The sequence below is a fragment of the Clostridium culturomicium genome, from assembly GCF_000821305.1.
Classification (GTDB): domain Bacteria; phylum Bacillota; class Clostridia; order Clostridiales; family Clostridiaceae; genus Clostridium_J; species Clostridium_J culturomicium.
Genome location: NZ_CCXK01000017.1, coordinates 750,663 through 765,806 on the forward strand (window position 1 = coordinate 750,663; position 15,144 = coordinate 765,806).

The following is a 15,144-nucleotide window of genomic DNA, read 5'->3' on the forward strand; positions in this document are numbered from 1 at the left end:
ATGGTATAGGTGAAAAAGTGTCTAGTTATTTTATTAAGTTTCATTATGATATGTTTATCAGGATGTTCAACTATGAATAAAGCGGATGAAAAGAACTTTGAACTAGCAGCTGAAAATGAGTCAGTAATTAAAACTTTAAACAACATTAATTTTTCAATAGATCCAAGAATCGAACTTTTATCAATCATTATATATTTAAGCCCTAAATATAATGAGAATGTTCTTAGTATAATACCATTTAACTCTTCTTATAAAAAGGAGGTAGAGGAGTGGTTCGGAGATTACAAAAATCACAAAGCCGTAAAGCTACTTGATTCTATGCTTGAAAGAGGATTTTCCTATGATGCACCACCCACTGGAATGCTTTTTTTAACAAATACTCCTAACTTAAGTGTAAGAGAAGACATTGATAAGAAAGATTACATGTATAAACAAATTATGAAAAGAGTTGGTGGCGAAAAGAACTTTTTAAAGTTTGTAAAGGCTCTACAGGACTTTTGTAAAGAAAGTAATTTCTATGAATTTTATAATAATCATAAGGAGTATTACAAAAATATTGTAGAGAGTGCAGTTGAAAGTTCAGGTAACGTAAATTATATAAATCAGATTGAAAATTACTATGGGGGAAAACAAAACAGCTATAATATTATTCTTAGTGGAATATTATATGCAAATAACTATGGACCATCAATAAAAAATACAGATGGTAATTTTGATATATACTCTATTCAAGGTAGTGCAGGAATAATAAATGATATACCTACGTTTGGAGATGAATTTACCTTTAAATATTTAGTTAGACATGAATTTAGTCACTCCTTCATAAATAACATTACAGATAAAAATATTGATAAAGTTAATGAATATGAAGAATTGTTTAAGCCTATAAATAATAAAATGAGTAAGCAGGCATATTCTAACTGGGAAATCTGTTTAAATGAACATTTGGTTAGAGCTGTAGTTATAAGGTTAACAGAAATTCATGATGGAAGGTATAAGTCATTAAACTTAATTGATATGGAATCCCAAAATGGATTCATTTATATAAGGCAACTTACAAATTTATTAAAGAATGAATATGAACCAAACAGAGATAAATATCCTACCTTTGAAGATTTTTATCCTGAAATTTTAAATTTGTTGAAGACGTTATAATTAAAAGTAAAACAATTCAGGTTTATGTATAAGGAGAGTAAGATGAAAAGTAAGATTAAGCAAGAAATCTTTGAGTGGTGTAAAACCATTGTGATCTCTTTAGTTATTGCAATTGGCATAAGTTTAGCTGCACTGCCTACCATTGTTAATGGTCAATCCATGTATCCAACCCTAGAAAATAATGATCTTCTTCTAGTTAATAAGCTAACTTATAAAAGCGGAGTTCCAAATCGAGGAGACATTATTATTTTTCACACAGATTTAGTAGATCAAACAACTAATAAAAATAAGGATTTGGTTAAAAGAGTTATTGCCTTGCCTAATGAACATTTGATTATAAAAGATGGCAAAGTTTATATAAATGATGAGCTTTTAGATGAAGATTATATAAACGGAGTATACACAGAGGGGGATATTGATATAATTGTGCCTTCTAATCATGTGTTTGCAATGGGAGATAATAGGCCTAATAGTGATGACAGCAGAAAATCATATGTTAGGTCAGTAGCTTTAGAGGACATTGTTGGAAAAGCCTTTATAAGAGTATACCCATTTAATGAAATGAAGAAATTTGATTAATTGCGAAAGAATAAAGCTATGGGGAAACCATTAGTAATATCAATTGCAGCAGTATCAGGTGGTAAAAATATGAGAATTGAAACCGACAGAATAGTAATTAGAGATTTTGAAAGAAAAGACGCAGAGAAACTATATAATATTGTTAGGGAGAAAGATATTTTGAGATTTATGTCTGATTGGTCTGAGGGGGGAGATTCACCAGAAGCATATTTTGCATATATTGATTGGCACCAATCACAAATAAATTCCGTTGATGTATATGAAAATAAAAGATATGTTATTTCATTACGTGATACGGATGAAATGATTGGAATGGTTGGAATGGGCCTTGAAGATACATTAAATGAGGTTGAAGTAGCTTATTTTATGTCAGAAAACCATCAGCGAAGGGGTTATACAGTAGAAGCTGTTAACAAGCTAGTGTAGTGGTGTTTCAAGGTATCTGATATTGCTTACCTTATTTTAACCATTGATTGTGCCAATACAGCATCTTGCATATTAGCAGAAAAGTGTGGTTTTGAGCTATTTGAAAAGAGAACGCCTTTAGGACATAGACAGCCTAATATGGAAAGTGACAGCTATTTTTATTATAGGAAATATAGAAATTAATTATTCAACCAATAGTAGAATTCAATCAAATATGCCTCCATTGTTTCATTGTAAAGTGAGGAATATAATGTAATTATCAGCTGATGAATAAACACTAATCTAATGCTAGTTGAACATGGAGGAGTTAAAATGAATATAGGAAAGCAGATTAAATCTTTAAGATTAAAGAAAAATGTGAAGCAAGATGAACTTGCAGATTACTTAGGTGTTTCATATCAAGCAGTTTGAAAGTGGGAGACTGAGATGAGTGTGCCTGATATTTCATTATTGCCTAACATATCAGCATACTTTGGAGTTACAATAGATGAATTATTTCAGATGCCCAATGAAGCAGAGTTTGAGCGAATTGAAAATATGTTTTGGAGTGAGTGCAGAATAAAGAAGGAGACCTTTGAACATGCAGTTCATTTCTTAGAAGAAGTTATTAAAGATGAGCCTTCCAATGTAAGGGCTTATGAAAATCTTGCTGATTTATACAATCATAGAGCACACAGCGATCATGAACTAGCTTCTGAATACGCAAAGAAGGTTTTAGAATTAGAACCAACAAATAAAGGTGGATTTGTTGCATTTTTAGAAGCAAATGGAGGAGTTTGTGGTGATGAGTGGGATGATAATAATTTCACTGTAATTGAATATTTCAAAGAGTTTTTAAAGAAAAATCCAAAGAGCTATCGTGGACTATATGTGATCATAGAAAACTTGTTAAATGATAGAAGATATGATGAAGCTATACCCTATATTGAAGAATTAAAAATAGTAAATTCTAATCATCAGTATTACATTTATATGGGAGATGTTGCTTATGGAAATGGAAACTTTGAAGAAGCTTTAAAATTATGGAATGAAGCTGTTGGAGAATATCCAAGCACTTGGCAAGCTTACTGTTCAAGAGCTGATAGATTTAAAAAGATAGGAAAGATCAATGAAGCACTTGAAGACTATGAATATTGCTTCAAAATGCAGGAGCATCCAAGAATTACAGATGGACTATTTTCCCTTGCACAGTTGCATGAAACCATGGGTGATTATAATGCAGCAATTGAAGATAGGAAGGAAATCATAAAATGCTTAAAGGAAGATTATAAGGTTACAAGCGGCAACAGTATTGATGAACATAGACGTGAGATTGAAAGATTGAAATCTTTAATAATCCAAGAGAAAGAAGCATAAAGTGTAAGAGCATTCTAATGAAGTATTAAGAAAAGACTATATAAAATTTATTGAAGAGAATTTCGAATAGTAATAATATATTTGATTCCTTCAATGATATAAATTCAATTTACATGAATAAGCTATATTATGAGTTTAAAATTATTTCATGGAGAGTACAATGATAGATTTAAAAGCAAGAGCCAAAAAATTAAAATTAGACATTCCTTCAGTGTATATTGCATTGAAAAAGAAAGAAACACCAATAATTGCAAAGGTATTTGCTTTAATGACTGTTGGATATGCTTTATCACCAATAGATCTTATTCCTGACTTTATTCCTGCTATTGGATTTCTAGATGATATAATTTTACTGCCCTTGCTTATAGCCTTGACAGTGAAGTTTATTCCAAAAGAAGTCTTTAATCAGTGTAGAATTGAAGCAGAACACCTATGGAATGATGGGAAACCTGAAAAGTGGTATTATTCCATACCAATCATATTAATTTGGGTATTTTTAATACTACTTATTTTAAAACCTTTTATTACTTAATTATTATAAAAAGAAACAATGAGAGCAGAAATGCTCTTTTTTTGAAAGCAATCTTTAATATGTTTAAATTTCAATAAATTCATTAATATGGTAATATATAAGTACGATATATAAAATAGGTTCCATACAATATTTTAAAATTTATCTACATGAAAAGCTATTTTACTCATATGAAATAGAAAAGCAATACTTAGATTGATTAGAACAAATTATAATTTAAGGAGGCAAATTTATGGATACGTTAATTGTCATTTGTTCTGTAATTATTATAATATCAGTACCTACATTGATAATTTTAAGTTTTACTCCAAACCTATCATCTACAAAATTAATGCTATTGGGTATAGAAGTTACTCTTTTAGGAGCTGTATTTATAGGTTACCTTAGCGAATATACCTTTGTCTTTTATTATCTAGGATTGGCTTTACTTATAATAGGTACAACATTTAATATTTACGGATTTTATAAAAAGTAATTTGTTTACTAGAACCTATCATAAGAAAATCTAATTTTATCATATATTATATATATTACAGTTTTTATAAAAGGAGGTATGAATATAATATGTTAGCTAGAAGATACAGACCTGAAGATTGTGCAGCCTTAGCTAAATTATTTTATGACACAGTTCATACTGTAAACTCTGCACATTACACAAAAGAACAACTGGATGTATGGGCTACAAAAGATATTGACTTAGATAAATGGAATAAATCATTTTTAATCAACACCACATTTGTTGTTGAAGTAAACTCTCAAGTGGAGAATAGACAAACATATTGGAACAAATATTAAATAATTTTATTTCAATACTAAAAATATCTAATATTTAAATGAGATTTTAGAGTTCAAAATTCACATATTGGAGGTATTAAAGTGATTAAATTATGGAATTAATGCTATGTGGCATATTAAAATTACCCACATAGCATACTAGTTTAAAAATTAATATGAGATGGGGAATATAAATGAATATAAAATATGTAGAAAATGGCGTGTATGAAATAAAGGATTTATTGACATTATACAAAAATGCTGGTTGGATTGCTTACACCAAGGAGCCTGAAAAACTTGCAAAAGCATATAGAAATTCATTGTTTAATATTGGAGCTTTTCATGAAGAAACTTTAATTGGGTTAATTAGAGTGATAGGTGATGATGCTTCAATTATCTATGTGCAGGACATTTTAGTTAATGATGATTATCAGGGGTTAGGTATAGGTTCACATCTCTTAAAGTCAGTTTTAAAAAGATACAGTCATATAAGGCAAATTGTTCTTGTAACTGATGATACAGTAAAGACTAAATCTTTTTATGAGAAAAATGGAATGTCGTCTGTAGACAAATTTGACGGAGTTGCATTTGCAAAATATAATTTTGATGCTTAAATTAAGATAAACATTTCACTTTCTTATAAATACAAACTAATTCTTGTTTTTTGTATGATTTAAAGTAAAATGGTATAATATAGATTATATTCCTATGGTAGGTGTAATTTAATGAATAATTATAAATTAATCTTCTTACCACAAGTCGGTGATAGTTCCTCTATGGAGGATGTATTAACTACGCAGGATGAGATTCAGGAAAAATGTCCTTGTCCTTGTTGTGAAAAGAATACCATTCCTAATAGGGGAAATGCTTTAGCATACATTTGTCCAGTATGTTTATGGGAAATTGACTTATTCCTTAGGACAGAAGATGAACCCAGTGATCAAAATCATGGCTTAACCCTTAATGAAGCTCGGAATAACTATAAAATACATGGAGTAGTATTGCCTGCTTTAAAGAAATATTCCAGATTAAATGAAGACACAGAGTATAATGAGAAAGGATGAATTAATTATGTTGGAGTACAGATATGACACTCAGTTATTAATCGAAGGTGAAAATCTTGATGAGGATGCAATAACTGAATATTTTAATAATAATTTCAAAGGAGATTGTTTACTTGCCGTTGGTGATGATGAACTTATCAAAATTCATTATCATACAAATGAACCTTGGGATGTTCTAAAGTATTGCTCTTCTCTAGGAGAGATATATGATATTGTGATTGAAGATATGGAACGTCAATCTCGAGGATTAAAAGGCTAAAATAAATAATTAAATTTAATAAAATATTATTTGGTTACTTAAATTGGTTATCTAATGATATCTGATATTAAGTAACCTTTTTCTATTAAGCCTTTCGATTTAACGGTAAAATAAGTATATGAACACTTAAGTTAAAGATATATGTTGTAATTATGGTGGCATAACTATGGGAAAGGATAAATTTAAAATTCTAAAATTTATTTTGTCTGGCTTAGTAATTTTAATACCGATTATAAAAATACTAATAGGAGCAATGTTTGAAATTACCTTGATGAGTGATATGTCTTTGTATTCTTATATTGTTATCTATGCTATAATTGCAGTAATTTTAATAGCTATGGTTAAAAACTTCTCTTTTAGTATAGCTGTTATTTTGTACTTATGTATTTATGGATCTAGTATACTTCTTACCAGTGGTACTGCTTTTAATGACTTTGAAAAGTACAGATCTCCTAATAATGAGCATATCTTGCTTGTTAAAGTAGTGCCAGGTTTAGGACAATCAACTTCTGTACATTTTTATGAAGAAATAAATCTATTCTTAAAGCGGGCAATTCCTACACTAGATGGTAGTAATCCAGCTAGATTCGATGTTTTCTGGAGTGAAACCAATACGCCAATTATATCTGGTGATCTCATTAAAATGAATAAACAGAGACTTGAAAAATCTAAAGAAACTCTTGAAGAAAAATGTGACTTTGAAATTGAAGATGAAAAAATATATTTAAAACTAAGATATTAAAATAAATTTGAAAAACACCTTACATTATATTAAAATATATGAAATACATATATTTAGGAGGAAATACAAATGAACCAAGGACAAGAAATGTTTTATAACTTTATAATGCAAAATGTAGAAGATGAAAATAGAGATAGAGCTAAGGAATTACTAGCAGAAAGTTTTAAAAAGCAAGATGATGGCACCTTTAACCAAGAATACATGGTGAGCTTCATCCCTAGAATGATGAAACTAATAAAACCTGAAAGTGTTGAACAAGTTAAAAATATTATGCTGAATCATAAGGCTTAATTAATAAAAACTATCTTAAATCAGTTTAGGAATAAATTTCTAAACTGATTTATTTTTTTACAAATTAATTATATATTATTACTCAAAGCGCAGAAAATCAATGTCTTCACGAAACAAATCGATTTTGTATCTATAGGCTTTTTCATAAAGTAATCAATTCTTTCTCATAAAAAATAAAATTTTATAATTATGTAAATGAAAAATTGCACATACTAAGCAAGTATTAGTATTTAAATCGAAGGAAGGAGATTATATATGAAAAACAAATTATCGAAAGATGCTTATGGTGGCGTACATGGAAAAGACTATGTTCCTTACGTAACTGATAAGTCACAAACAGGTACAAATGCTGCAGTAATGATTATAGGGATAGTTTTAGCCGTTATATTTGCAGCATCAACAGCTTATTCAGGAATGAAATCTGGATTAACTGTTGCGGCAGGAATACCTGGTGCAATTATAGGTTCTATGCTTGTTGGAGTTACCGCAAAAGCTAAAGGTATTCTTGGAAAGAACATTACACAAGGTATGGCAAGTGGTGGAGAATCAATAGCAAGTGGACTTATTTATGTTCTTCCTGCAATTATTTTAATTGGAAGCAGCTTTACTTTCCTAGAAGGAATAAGTGTTGGAATAGGTGGGTCTTTATTTGGAATTGGAGGAGTTTCCTTAGTTTACAACTATCTAATAGTTGAAGAGCATGGGAAGCTTATGTATCCTGAAGCAATGGCGATCTCGGAAACTTTAGTAGCTTCTGAAGGTGGTGGAGATGCCATAAAGTATATGGGAATTGGTTTTGGAATTAGTGGAATTATTAACGTTTTAACTAGTTCTTTCTTAAATTTAATCAACAATACTATTACTTATGTGGGCAGTAAGTTTTACAAATGGAAGTTTTCTACAGAGGTTAACCCTCTACTTTTAGGTATTGGCTTTATAGTTGGACTTGAAGTTTCATTAACCATGTTTGCTGGTTCAGTTCTTGCTAACTTTGGTATTGCTCCATTAATTGGTTATTTTACGGACATGGCTCATACTGATTTTAAAGCATGGAATGATGTATCAATTTTAATAAATCAAATGGATGTAAACTCTATATCCGGAAGCTATGTTAAATATATAGGTGCTGGAATGATGCTTTGTGGAGGAATTATAGGTGCTTTAAAACTTATACCAACAATAATCGTTTCTTTAAAAGAAACCTTAAAGGCTAGATCTAACAAAGATACAGGTGCAGAAAGTAGTTCTAGTGAAATGATAGTACTTTTAGTTGGTATTGTTATTGCTTTTGCAGCAGGAGTATTTATATCTCAAAGTATTCTAATGGGAATTGTTGCAGCTATCGTTTCTTTAATACTATCTTTATTATTCATAATAGTATCAGGCCGTTTGGCTGGTACAATAGGAACATCAAACCTACCTGTATCAGGAATGACCATTGCATCTCTAGTTATCTTGACTTTAGTATTTGTTATAATGGGATGGAAGGGCTTGGCAGATAATAAATCTTTACTTCTATTTGCAGCCTTCATGGTTACTGCAATATCAGTAGCAGGTGGATACAGCCAGTCTCAAAAGGTTACTTATGTTATTGGTGGAAGTAAAAAAGAAATGCAAAATGATTTTGCTATCGCTAGTATTGTAGGAGTTCTTGTAACAGTAGGAACTATTCTTGTACTAAAAAGCCAGTTAGCAATAACTGGAGCTGATGCACCATTTGCTCTTCCACAAGCAAACTTAATGTCAACATTAACTTCTGGTATTATGTCAGGAAACTTACCTTGGCCAATGATTCTTGTTGGTGTTGTTATAGCACTATTCTTATTCCTATTAGATTTGCCAATAATGACAATAGCTATAGGATTCTATCTTCCAATATCAACTACTTCAATCATACTTGTTGGAGCATTAATCCGTGTATTCATTGAAAAAATGAGTAAGAGTGATAAGGAAAAAGAAGTTAAGGTTTCAAATGGAATAAGTTTATCTTCAGGTCTTGTTGCCGGAGGTTCTATCATAGGTCTTTTAGGAATTATCCTTCAAATATCTAAAGTGATTAAGCCAAGAACTCCAGCAGGCTTTGCAGCAGGAAATCTAATGGCAATTATATTACTAGTAATCTTAGTCATAGCTACCACTGTACCTATTATGATGGCAAAGGTAAAGCATGATGACTAACGAAGAAATACTAAACATTAAATTCAAAATTAGTGAAGATATCGATTATAAGGTTGATGATGATAAAATTGTGATAGTTCTAGAAAAGCAGGATCATAAAATACAAAAATTCTTTAGAAAGCTTAGATTTAAAATTCCTATGTATAAAGAAATTAAGTTTGATGAATACAGCAGTGAAGTATTCACTCAAATTGATGGAAGTAAAACAGTAAAGGAAATAGGTGAAAATCTAGAGTTAAAGTATGGAGATAAAATTCAACCATTATATGAGAGATTACTTGTGTTTTTAAATCACATCGATGTAAACTGCAAATACATTCACAGAGTTGAATAAGCAAAAGCTGGACTTATTAAATCTAGCATATGTAAATTATGAAGCAGATAAATTTGATTATCAAATTTATCTGCTTTTTCTATTTTAAGAAATTCATTAGTTAATATTCAATTATTTTTTCTATCCACAAAACAAGATAAGTACTCTAGCTCTCCATGGTGCAAGAGTTAATATCTATATATCCATGCAATTTTTTAATTAGTTCATTTTTCAAAGGACAACCTGCTTCACTATTAAGAAAGTCATATGCAAGACTGCAGCACCTATGAATGTTATCTTGATATATTTTATATTTAGGATTGAATTCACACATTAGTTCTGATACTGGTGAATCATAAAAAGCTGTGCATGGCTTTACCGTAATTAAATATGTCTGTTTCCATTTTTCAATTAAAGTTTCATTAGTTAAAAATAGCTTAATATTTGTAATAATTCCTTTAGCATAACTTGAATATTCTGTTTCAGTCAATGCAGATACCTTAGATAAAGTTCTATGATAAAAGGAGAATTCCAAATTAATCTCAATATCTGAAAGATTAAATAAATACTCATTAAATGCATGCAAGGAGTTTTCGGCTTAATGTTCTGTGATTTTTAAAACTTTATTCCAAAGGTATTTACGATACTCAGTCATTGGTATATATAGGATTCCCATAAGTATAAGGAGATAAGGCGTGCATCTTTAGGAAGTTACTTGTAGTGGTTTAGGTTATCATTAATCTCTTCAAAGTTAATGTTGCTTAAGCTTTCCTTTAGAGAGACTTTAGTAACTTCAAAAGGGAGATTATCAATTAAAGAATCTAAAGTACTAATGGATTTTGATAGTTTCCCCATCTCCTTATATAACTTGTTTAGATGTCTAGGAAGATAGAAATTGCTTGTATTTGGATTAATTAAAATAGATTTGATATCAGCTAATGGTAAATTTATGCTTCTTAGTTTTTTTATAATAATTAATTTATCAACATCATCTTTTGAAAATTCATTATATCCGTTATGTTCATTAATCTTTGATACGATTAGTTTTTGTTTTATATAAAAGTGAATTGTTCTTTTTGATAATCCTGTAATTTGTACAACTTCATTGATTCGCATAACGTCTCCCAAACCGTTACCAAGGTGAACGGTTTTAAAATAGAAATTCTCTATAGATATACAATAAATTACATATATTATTCATTATACCACACAATGCGTTCCAGAAAAAATGTAATTGACTCTCCACAAGGTGGATATATTAAACTTAAAGTGAGGGTACAAATTAAAATTTAATAATCTATTTTTTGTTTTAAATAATAGTGGCATGACTACACAATAAATATGCTGTTATCAAATGATTAGGCTAAACTAGAAATTACTGCTTTATTAAAATTTATGTAAGGGGATAAGACAAACTGGACAGCACCCATGCAATGAAGTAAGCGCAAATCAGCCAATAGTTTTCCATCAGCCTCCAAACAATGTATTAGAATGGAGTACTTCCATAGAATCTGGTATTTGTATGGCTAATTTATGTGAATATTGGGTTCCAGAATATTTCTGGAGAAAAGCTTATAACTTAAGCAGTGGTAGCAAGTGGAGACTTACAACTTGGGAATTCCTGAATTTAAATATGTTAGGACTTGGATCGAGATTCGAGGATGTCTATGATCCAAGACAACAAGCTTTATTCAATTTCCATGGTCAATGGTACACTGATGCAGATATATTAGAGGAAAAGCTTCACTTTAGGTGTGTAGATTTTAATCAGTACTGTGCGGGAGTAAAGGCTGAAATTGACGCCTTGAAAGCAAATCCAATGATTAGCGCTATGCTTCCAACTGCTGAACAAATGAAAGTAAATAATGAAATGGTGGCCATATGGAAATGGGCTTCCATTGGATGTTTGAGAACAATGAAGAAGATTGGATTAAAGCTTTCTTTGGATCTAAAGAAAAACAAAGTAAAATAAAAAAGCTACGAAGAAGGATATGAGCTATATCGTCCAAGTGAAGAAATGACTTATCTTTATCATGGATATAACGAAAAAAATCCTTAAATAACCTTACCATTAAAGAGCTTAATGAAGCTGCAGAATTTAGAGGTGGACAATGCCTTGCAGAAGAAAGTAAAGGATATTTATGAACCAATTACATGGCAGTGTGCATTTGGTCATCAATTTAAATCTTCTGTAAATGCTGTACTTCATGGAGGACACTGGTGTCCAGAATGCTTAAGATACGAATGGCATTATGACGAAATTGCAAATAATAATCCATTCTATGCTCAATTCTGGAAAGCGACCCATGGGGAAGGGGATGATTATAAAATACCAATGAAATTTAGTGCCTTTGATATAATGAAAGATTTAAAGAACACTTTGAACATGAAATAGAGATAATTTAAAACAATAAATTGTAATTTACAAATAACGCCTAAATAAAAGAGAGCTTTGTAGCTCTCTTTTATGATTTAACCTTAGATATTCGGATGATTTTAAAAGATTATTTATTAAAATATAATACTTTAAATATATATGGAAATTATATAAATATTAACTCTATTTTGCATATTTGCAATATTGACATTTCAATCCATGAGATGTAGTATTGTATATGAAAAGTTCATATACTATTTGTGATTAAGGGAAGCTCGGTGTAATTCCGACACGAACCCATCACTGTAATCATGGACAAGTCCTACAAAACCACTGGATTTAATCTGGGAAGGGTAGGAGGCGGAAGAAGTGTTAGTCAGAATACCCATCATAAATAGAGAAATATTAAATTAGGGGGAGCAACTGATTTAATATCTTTTTCATGATATTTTTTCATGATTTTTTGTGAAATAAAGGCTAGAAATGGGTAGCTTTAGCAATTTGCTAAAGCTTTTTTTATTGCTCTAAATTACAAAAGGAGAGAGAAAGATGAAAAAACTAATTAAAAGCAAATTAATGATAATTGCTATGGCTATTATTGTATTTGCAGCAGTACTAACAGGATGTACAACTAACAATGAAGGTGGTGCTTCACCTTCAAAGGGGCAAGAAGCAAATCCATTAAACGAAGAAAAGGAAATTGTGCTAGCCGCAGCTAGAGATTTGTCGCCTGGGGAAACAGATGCATATTATACTAGTTCAATATTATATGTTTGGGAGCCTCTAATTGGTTTAGGTGATGACGGAGCTCCAATACCACAGCTAGCAGAAAAATGGACAAATACAGAGGATTATAAAGAATGGACCTTCAAAATTAAAGAGGGTGTAAAATTCCATGATGGAGTTGATTTAAATGCTGATGCGGTAATAAAAAATTTCGAAAGGTATACCAATATGAAAACAAAAGGTTCACCTTTTTATTCTTTTAATGTTGAGAAAACATATCCAAATTTGAAGAGCTTTGAAAAGGTTTCAGATTATGAAATTAAGTTAACCTTCAGCGAACCTATTTCAACATTAATATTTAATATGGCCAGATTTGGTAGTGCTATTTATAGTCCTGATTGCTTTGATGTAAACACTGGCGATTTTACTACCTTTGCACAAGGTACAGGACCTTTTAAAATAGTAGAACGTGAAAAAGATCAATATGTATTACTTGAAAGAAATGAAAATTATTATGGTGAAAAAAGCAAGGTTAAAAATGTTAGAGTTAAGGTTATACCCGATTCACAAACTCGTTATACAGCATTAAAATCTGAAGAAATCATGGGGGTTATGGACTTAGGTGCTATTACTCCGGAACTTGCTGCAGAATTATTGAAGGATGACCAATTTGCAACGTCCACATCAAAATCAACCATAACACAGTTCATGGCTGTTAATGGAACTAAAGCACCATTTAATAATGAAAAAATTAAGGAAGCACTTAGCTTATTAATAGATAGAGATACTATAGTAAATGAATTCTATGGTGGACATGGTACACCAACAATTAATATTTTAAATCAAGCATCACCATTCGCTAAAGAAATAAAGCCAGTATATCACCCTGAAAAGGCAAAAAAAATTATTAATGAAGAATTAAATGGCGAAACAATGGAGTTGGATTTCATAATTCCATCTTATGGAGTAGACCGTTATCCATACAAAACAGTAGCTGAGTATATTCAAGCTGTTTTAAGTGAAGTAGGATTAACTGCTAATATAACTATTCTTGATGGAGCTGCATTTAAAGAAGCTCAAAAAAATGGTGATTATAATATAGCTCTACATACTCAAGGTCTTCCAAATGCAGAACCATTTACTATCTTTAGCGGATATATGAGTAGTCAAGGGTCAAGCAATATTGCATATTCTCTAGGATATGTGGATGAAAGAGCAGATGAACTTATAGAGAAGTTAAAAATCACAATGGATTTAGAGGAAAGAGGAAAAATCTATGATGAGCTTCAAGATATATCAGCAGCACATCCTTCAGATATTCCTTTATTTGAAGATGTAAACTTAATAGCATACAATAAAAAAATATCTGGCTATGAAGCAACAATTTATGGAACAACATTAGCAAATATGGAGTGGAGTAATTAGTGAAATTTTCATTTAAATATTTGATTAAAAGGTTATTAATGACTATCCCTGTCTTAATAGGTATAACATTTCTAGCTTTTATGTTAGGTGTCATTGCACCAGGAGATCCAGCCGTTGAATATTTAAGTATGGATGGAGTTTCAGCACCTACTGAAAAAGAGATAGAAAAAGCACGAGAAGAAATGGGACTAAATGAGAATATCTTCCTACAATATGGGAAGTGGACTATTAGAGCTTTTAAAGGTGACCTAGGCAAGTCCTATATAACGAAAACATCCATAAGAGAAGAAATACAGAGAAGGCTTCCCATTACCTTCTCTGTATCTTTAATGGCAATGTTTTTTGTTGTAACCATCTCTATTCCACTATCTATAATCATGGCACTAAAAAAGGATTCAACTATAGATAAAGCAGGAAGAATGGTGTCATTAATACTAGCTTCTATGCCTGGATTTTGGATTGCAATTATTATGTTAAGCATATTTTGCGAAAGACTTAAGTGGTTACCAACAAGCGGATATGGAACTATTAAGCACCTTATAATGCCAGGTTTTGTATTAGCAGCTGGTACAATTGGAACAATTATGAGGCTGCATAGGGCAACACTTATTGAAGCATTAGGTCAAAATTATATAATAACAGCCAGGTCAAAGGGGTTGAACGAAAAGGTTATAACCTTTAAATATGCATTTATTAATTCTTTGATGCCTATAGTAACCTTACTTGGAAATTACTTTGGAGGAATATTAGGTGGTTCAACGGTGGTTGAAGTTATCTTTGGTATACCAGGCATGGGGAGCTATGTTATAAAGGCTATAATGAGTAGAGATTATCCTGTGATTCAAGGTTATGTAGTGTTTACAGGGATAATTTTCTTAGCCTTCAATTTATTAATTGACTTATGCTATTTAATTCTCAATCCGCGTATGAGATTAGGAGGCGAATAA

Annotated in this window: 21 protein-coding genes and 1 riboswitch; of the genes, 19 read left to right on the forward strand and 2 right to left on the reverse strand. The window is 30.7% G+C overall.

Annotated features, from left to right (window positions below):
• The first annotated feature begins 9 nt into the window (after positions 1-9).
• The 15 genes from BN1075_RS15940 to BN1075_RS16005 all read left to right on the forward strand — a co-directional run bounded on the left by BN1075_RS15940 (position 10) and on the right by BN1075_RS16005 (position 9,690).
• Positions 10-1,155 (forward strand): DUF4932 domain-containing protein, encoded by a 1,146-nt coding sequence (locus BN1075_RS15940; protein ID WP_081911633.1) that lies wholly within the window; start codon positions 10-12, stop codon positions 1,153-1,155.
• Between the two features lie 42 nt (positions 1,156-1,197).
• Entirely contained in the window at positions 1,198-1,734 is a 537-nt protein-coding gene (lepB, locus tag BN1075_RS15945) for a signal peptidase I (RefSeq protein ID WP_040194228.1), read from the forward strand.
• 18 nt (positions 1,735-1,752) lie between these two features.
• Complete coding sequence (locus BN1075_RS15950; RefSeq protein ID WP_235777823.1) at positions 1,753-2,160, forward strand: GNAT family N-acetyltransferase; 408 nt, start codon at positions 1,753-1,755, stop codon at positions 2,158-2,160.
• 312 nt (positions 2,161-2,472) lie between these two features.
• Positions 2,473-2,571 (forward strand): helix-turn-helix domain-containing protein, encoded by a 99-nt coding sequence (locus BN1075_RS21685; protein ID WP_197072335.1) that lies wholly within the window; start codon positions 2,473-2,475, stop codon positions 2,569-2,571.
• 15 nt (positions 2,572-2,586) lie between these two features.
• Positions 2,587-3,516 carry a tetratricopeptide repeat protein gene (locus BN1075_RS15955; protein ID WP_040194229.1) on the forward strand — a complete coding sequence of 310 codons (930 nt, stop codon included), beginning with the start codon at positions 2,587-2,589 and terminating at the stop codon, positions 3,514-3,516.
• A gap of 160 nt (positions 3,517-3,676) precedes the next feature.
• Entirely contained in the window at positions 3,677-4,048 is a 372-nt protein-coding gene (locus BN1075_RS15960; RefSeq protein WP_040194230.1) for a YkvA family protein, read from the forward strand.
• Between the two features lie 232 nt (positions 4,049-4,280).
• Positions 4,281-4,523, forward strand: a complete 243-nt coding sequence (locus BN1075_RS15965; RefSeq protein ID WP_040194231.1) for a hypothetical protein — start codon at positions 4,281-4,283, stop codon at positions 4,521-4,523.
• An 89-nt stretch (positions 4,524-4,612) separates the two neighbouring features.
• A complete protein-coding gene (locus tag BN1075_RS15970; protein WP_052406592.1) occupies positions 4,613-4,843 on the forward strand; it encodes a GNAT family protein in 231 nt (76 codons plus the stop codon).
• Positions 4,844-5,016: 173 nt separating this feature from the next.
• Complete coding sequence (locus tag BN1075_RS15975; protein ID WP_040194233.1) at positions 5,017-5,436, forward strand: GNAT family N-acetyltransferase; 420 nt, start codon at positions 5,017-5,019, stop codon at positions 5,434-5,436.
• A gap of 111 nt (positions 5,437-5,547) precedes the next feature.
• Complete coding sequence (locus BN1075_RS15980) at positions 5,548-5,886, forward strand: CPCC family cysteine-rich protein (protein ID WP_040194234.1); 339 nt, start codon at positions 5,548-5,550, stop codon at positions 5,884-5,886.
• 7 nt (positions 5,887-5,893) lie between these two features.
• Complete coding sequence (locus BN1075_RS15985) at positions 5,894-6,145, forward strand: dihydroxyacetone kinase (protein WP_040194235.1); 252 nt, start codon at positions 5,894-5,896, stop codon at positions 6,143-6,145.
• A 166-nt stretch (positions 6,146-6,311) separates the two neighbouring features.
• Positions 6,312-6,887 (forward strand): hypothetical protein, encoded by a 576-nt coding sequence (locus tag BN1075_RS15990; RefSeq protein ID WP_040194236.1) that lies wholly within the window; start codon positions 6,312-6,314, stop codon positions 6,885-6,887.
• Between the two features lie 69 nt (positions 6,888-6,956).
• Complete coding sequence (locus BN1075_RS15995) at positions 6,957-7,178, forward strand: hypothetical protein (RefSeq protein ID WP_040194237.1); 222 nt, start codon at positions 6,957-6,959, stop codon at positions 7,176-7,178.
• Between the two features lie 255 nt (positions 7,179-7,433).
• Positions 7,434-9,356: an OPT family oligopeptide transporter gene (locus tag BN1075_RS16000; RefSeq protein WP_040194238.1), complete on the forward strand. Its 1,923-nt coding sequence runs from the start codon at positions 7,434-7,436 to the stop codon at positions 9,354-9,356.
• Positions 9,349-9,690, forward strand: coding sequence for a PqqD family peptide modification chaperone (locus tag BN1075_RS16005; protein WP_197072362.1), 342 nt, complete (start codon positions 9,349-9,351; stop codon positions 9,688-9,690). Before BN1075_RS16000 ends, BN1075_RS16005 begins: the two co-directional genes overlap by 8 nt.
• A 145-nt stretch (positions 9,691-9,835) precedes the next feature.
• Here the strand turns inward: BN1075_RS16005 and BN1075_RS16010 are convergent, their stop codons facing one another.
• On the reverse strand, positions 9,836-10,159 hold the full coding sequence (locus BN1075_RS16010) for a hypothetical protein (protein ID WP_197072336.1): 324 nt from the start codon (positions 10,157-10,159) through the stop codon (positions 9,836-9,838).
• Positions 10,160-10,380: 221 nt separating this feature from the next.
• Positions 10,381-10,785 (reverse strand): MerR family transcriptional regulator, encoded by a 405-nt coding sequence (locus tag BN1075_RS16015; protein ID WP_040194241.1) that lies wholly within the window; start codon positions 10,783-10,785, stop codon positions 10,381-10,383.
• 406 nt (positions 10,786-11,191) lie between these two features.
• Between BN1075_RS16015 and BN1075_RS20870 the strand changes: the two genes are divergently transcribed.
• The 4 genes from BN1075_RS20870 to BN1075_RS16030 all read left to right on the forward strand — a co-directional run bounded on the left by BN1075_RS20870 (position 11,192) and on the right by BN1075_RS16030 (position 15,144).
• Complete coding sequence (locus BN1075_RS20870) at positions 11,192-11,641, forward strand: hypothetical protein (RefSeq protein WP_052406593.1); 450 nt, start codon at positions 11,192-11,194, stop codon at positions 11,639-11,641.
• 111 nt (positions 11,642-11,752) lie between these two features.
• The gene (locus BN1075_RS20875; RefSeq protein WP_148315527.1) at positions 11,753-12,064 is read left to right on the forward strand and encodes a hypothetical protein; all 312 of its coding nucleotides are present in this window, start codon (positions 11,753-11,755) and stop codon (positions 12,062-12,064) included.
• 226 nt (positions 12,065-12,290) lie between these two features.
• Positions 12,291-12,453: riboswitch (cobalamin riboswitch) on the forward strand.
• Between the two features lie 142 nt (positions 12,454-12,595).
• Positions 12,596-14,197 (forward strand): ABC transporter substrate-binding protein, encoded by a 1,602-nt coding sequence (locus BN1075_RS16025; RefSeq protein WP_040194242.1) that lies wholly within the window; start codon positions 12,596-12,598, stop codon positions 14,195-14,197.
• On the forward strand, positions 14,197-15,144 hold the full coding sequence (locus BN1075_RS16030) for an ABC transporter permease (RefSeq protein ID WP_052406595.1): 948 nt from the start codon (positions 14,197-14,199) through the stop codon (positions 15,142-15,144). The genes BN1075_RS16025 and BN1075_RS16030 overlap by 1 nt, the downstream gene beginning before the upstream one ends.

Bases quoted from the DNA above. Each gene is read 5' to 3' on its own strand.
- lepB (WP_040194228.1), top strand. From the start codon at position 1,198: ATGAAAAGTAAGATTAAGCAAGAAATCTTTGAGTGGTGTAAAACCATT.
- BN1075_RS15950 (WP_235777823.1), top strand. From the start codon at position 1,753: ATGGGGAAACCATTAGTAATATCAATTGCAGCAGTATCAGGTGGTAAA.
- BN1075_RS21685 (WP_197072335.1), top strand. From the start codon at position 2,473: ATGAATATAGGAAAGCAGATTAAATCTTTAAGATTAAAGAAAAATGTG.
- BN1075_RS15955 (WP_040194229.1), top strand. From the start codon at position 2,587: ATGAGTGTGCCTGATATTTCATTATTGCCTAACATATCAGCATACTTT.
- BN1075_RS15960 (WP_040194230.1), top strand. From the start codon at position 3,677: ATGATAGATTTAAAAGCAAGAGCCAAAAAATTAAAATTAGACATTCCT.
- BN1075_RS15965 (WP_040194231.1), top strand. From the start codon at position 4,281: ATGGATACGTTAATTGTCATTTGTTCTGTAATTATTATAATATCAGTA.
- BN1075_RS15970 (WP_052406592.1), top strand. From the start codon at position 4,613: ATGTTAGCTAGAAGATACAGACCTGAAGATTGTGCAGCCTTAGCTAAA.
- BN1075_RS15975 (WP_040194233.1), top strand. From the start codon at position 5,017: ATGAATATAAAATATGTAGAAAATGGCGTGTATGAAATAAAGGATTTA.
- BN1075_RS15980 (WP_040194234.1), top strand. From the start codon at position 5,548: ATGAATAATTATAAATTAATCTTCTTACCACAAGTCGGTGATAGTTCC.
- BN1075_RS15985 (WP_040194235.1), top strand. From the start codon at position 5,894: ATGTTGGAGTACAGATATGACACTCAGTTATTAATCGAAGGTGAAAAT.
- BN1075_RS15990 (WP_040194236.1), top strand. From the start codon at position 6,312: ATGGGAAAGGATAAATTTAAAATTCTAAAATTTATTTTGTCTGGCTTA.
- BN1075_RS15995 (WP_040194237.1), top strand. From the start codon at position 6,957: ATGAACCAAGGACAAGAAATGTTTTATAACTTTATAATGCAAAATGTA.
- BN1075_RS16000 (WP_040194238.1), top strand. From the start codon at position 7,434: ATGAAAAACAAATTATCGAAAGATGCTTATGGTGGCGTACATGGAAAA.
- BN1075_RS16005 (WP_197072362.1), top strand. From the start codon at position 9,349: ATGACTAACGAAGAAATACTAAACATTAAATTCAAAATTAGTGAAGAT.
- BN1075_RS16015 (WP_040194241.1), bottom strand. From the start codon at position 10,785: ATGCGAATCAATGAAGTTGTACAAATTACAGGATTATCAAAAAGAACA.
- BN1075_RS20870 (WP_052406593.1), top strand. From the start codon at position 11,192: ATGGCTAATTTATGTGAATATTGGGTTCCAGAATATTTCTGGAGAAAA.
- BN1075_RS20875 (WP_148315527.1), top strand. From the start codon at position 11,753: ATGAAGCTGCAGAATTTAGAGGTGGACAATGCCTTGCAGAAGAAAGTA.
- BN1075_RS16025 (WP_040194242.1), top strand. From the start codon at position 12,596: ATGAAAAAACTAATTAAAAGCAAATTAATGATAATTGCTATGGCTATT.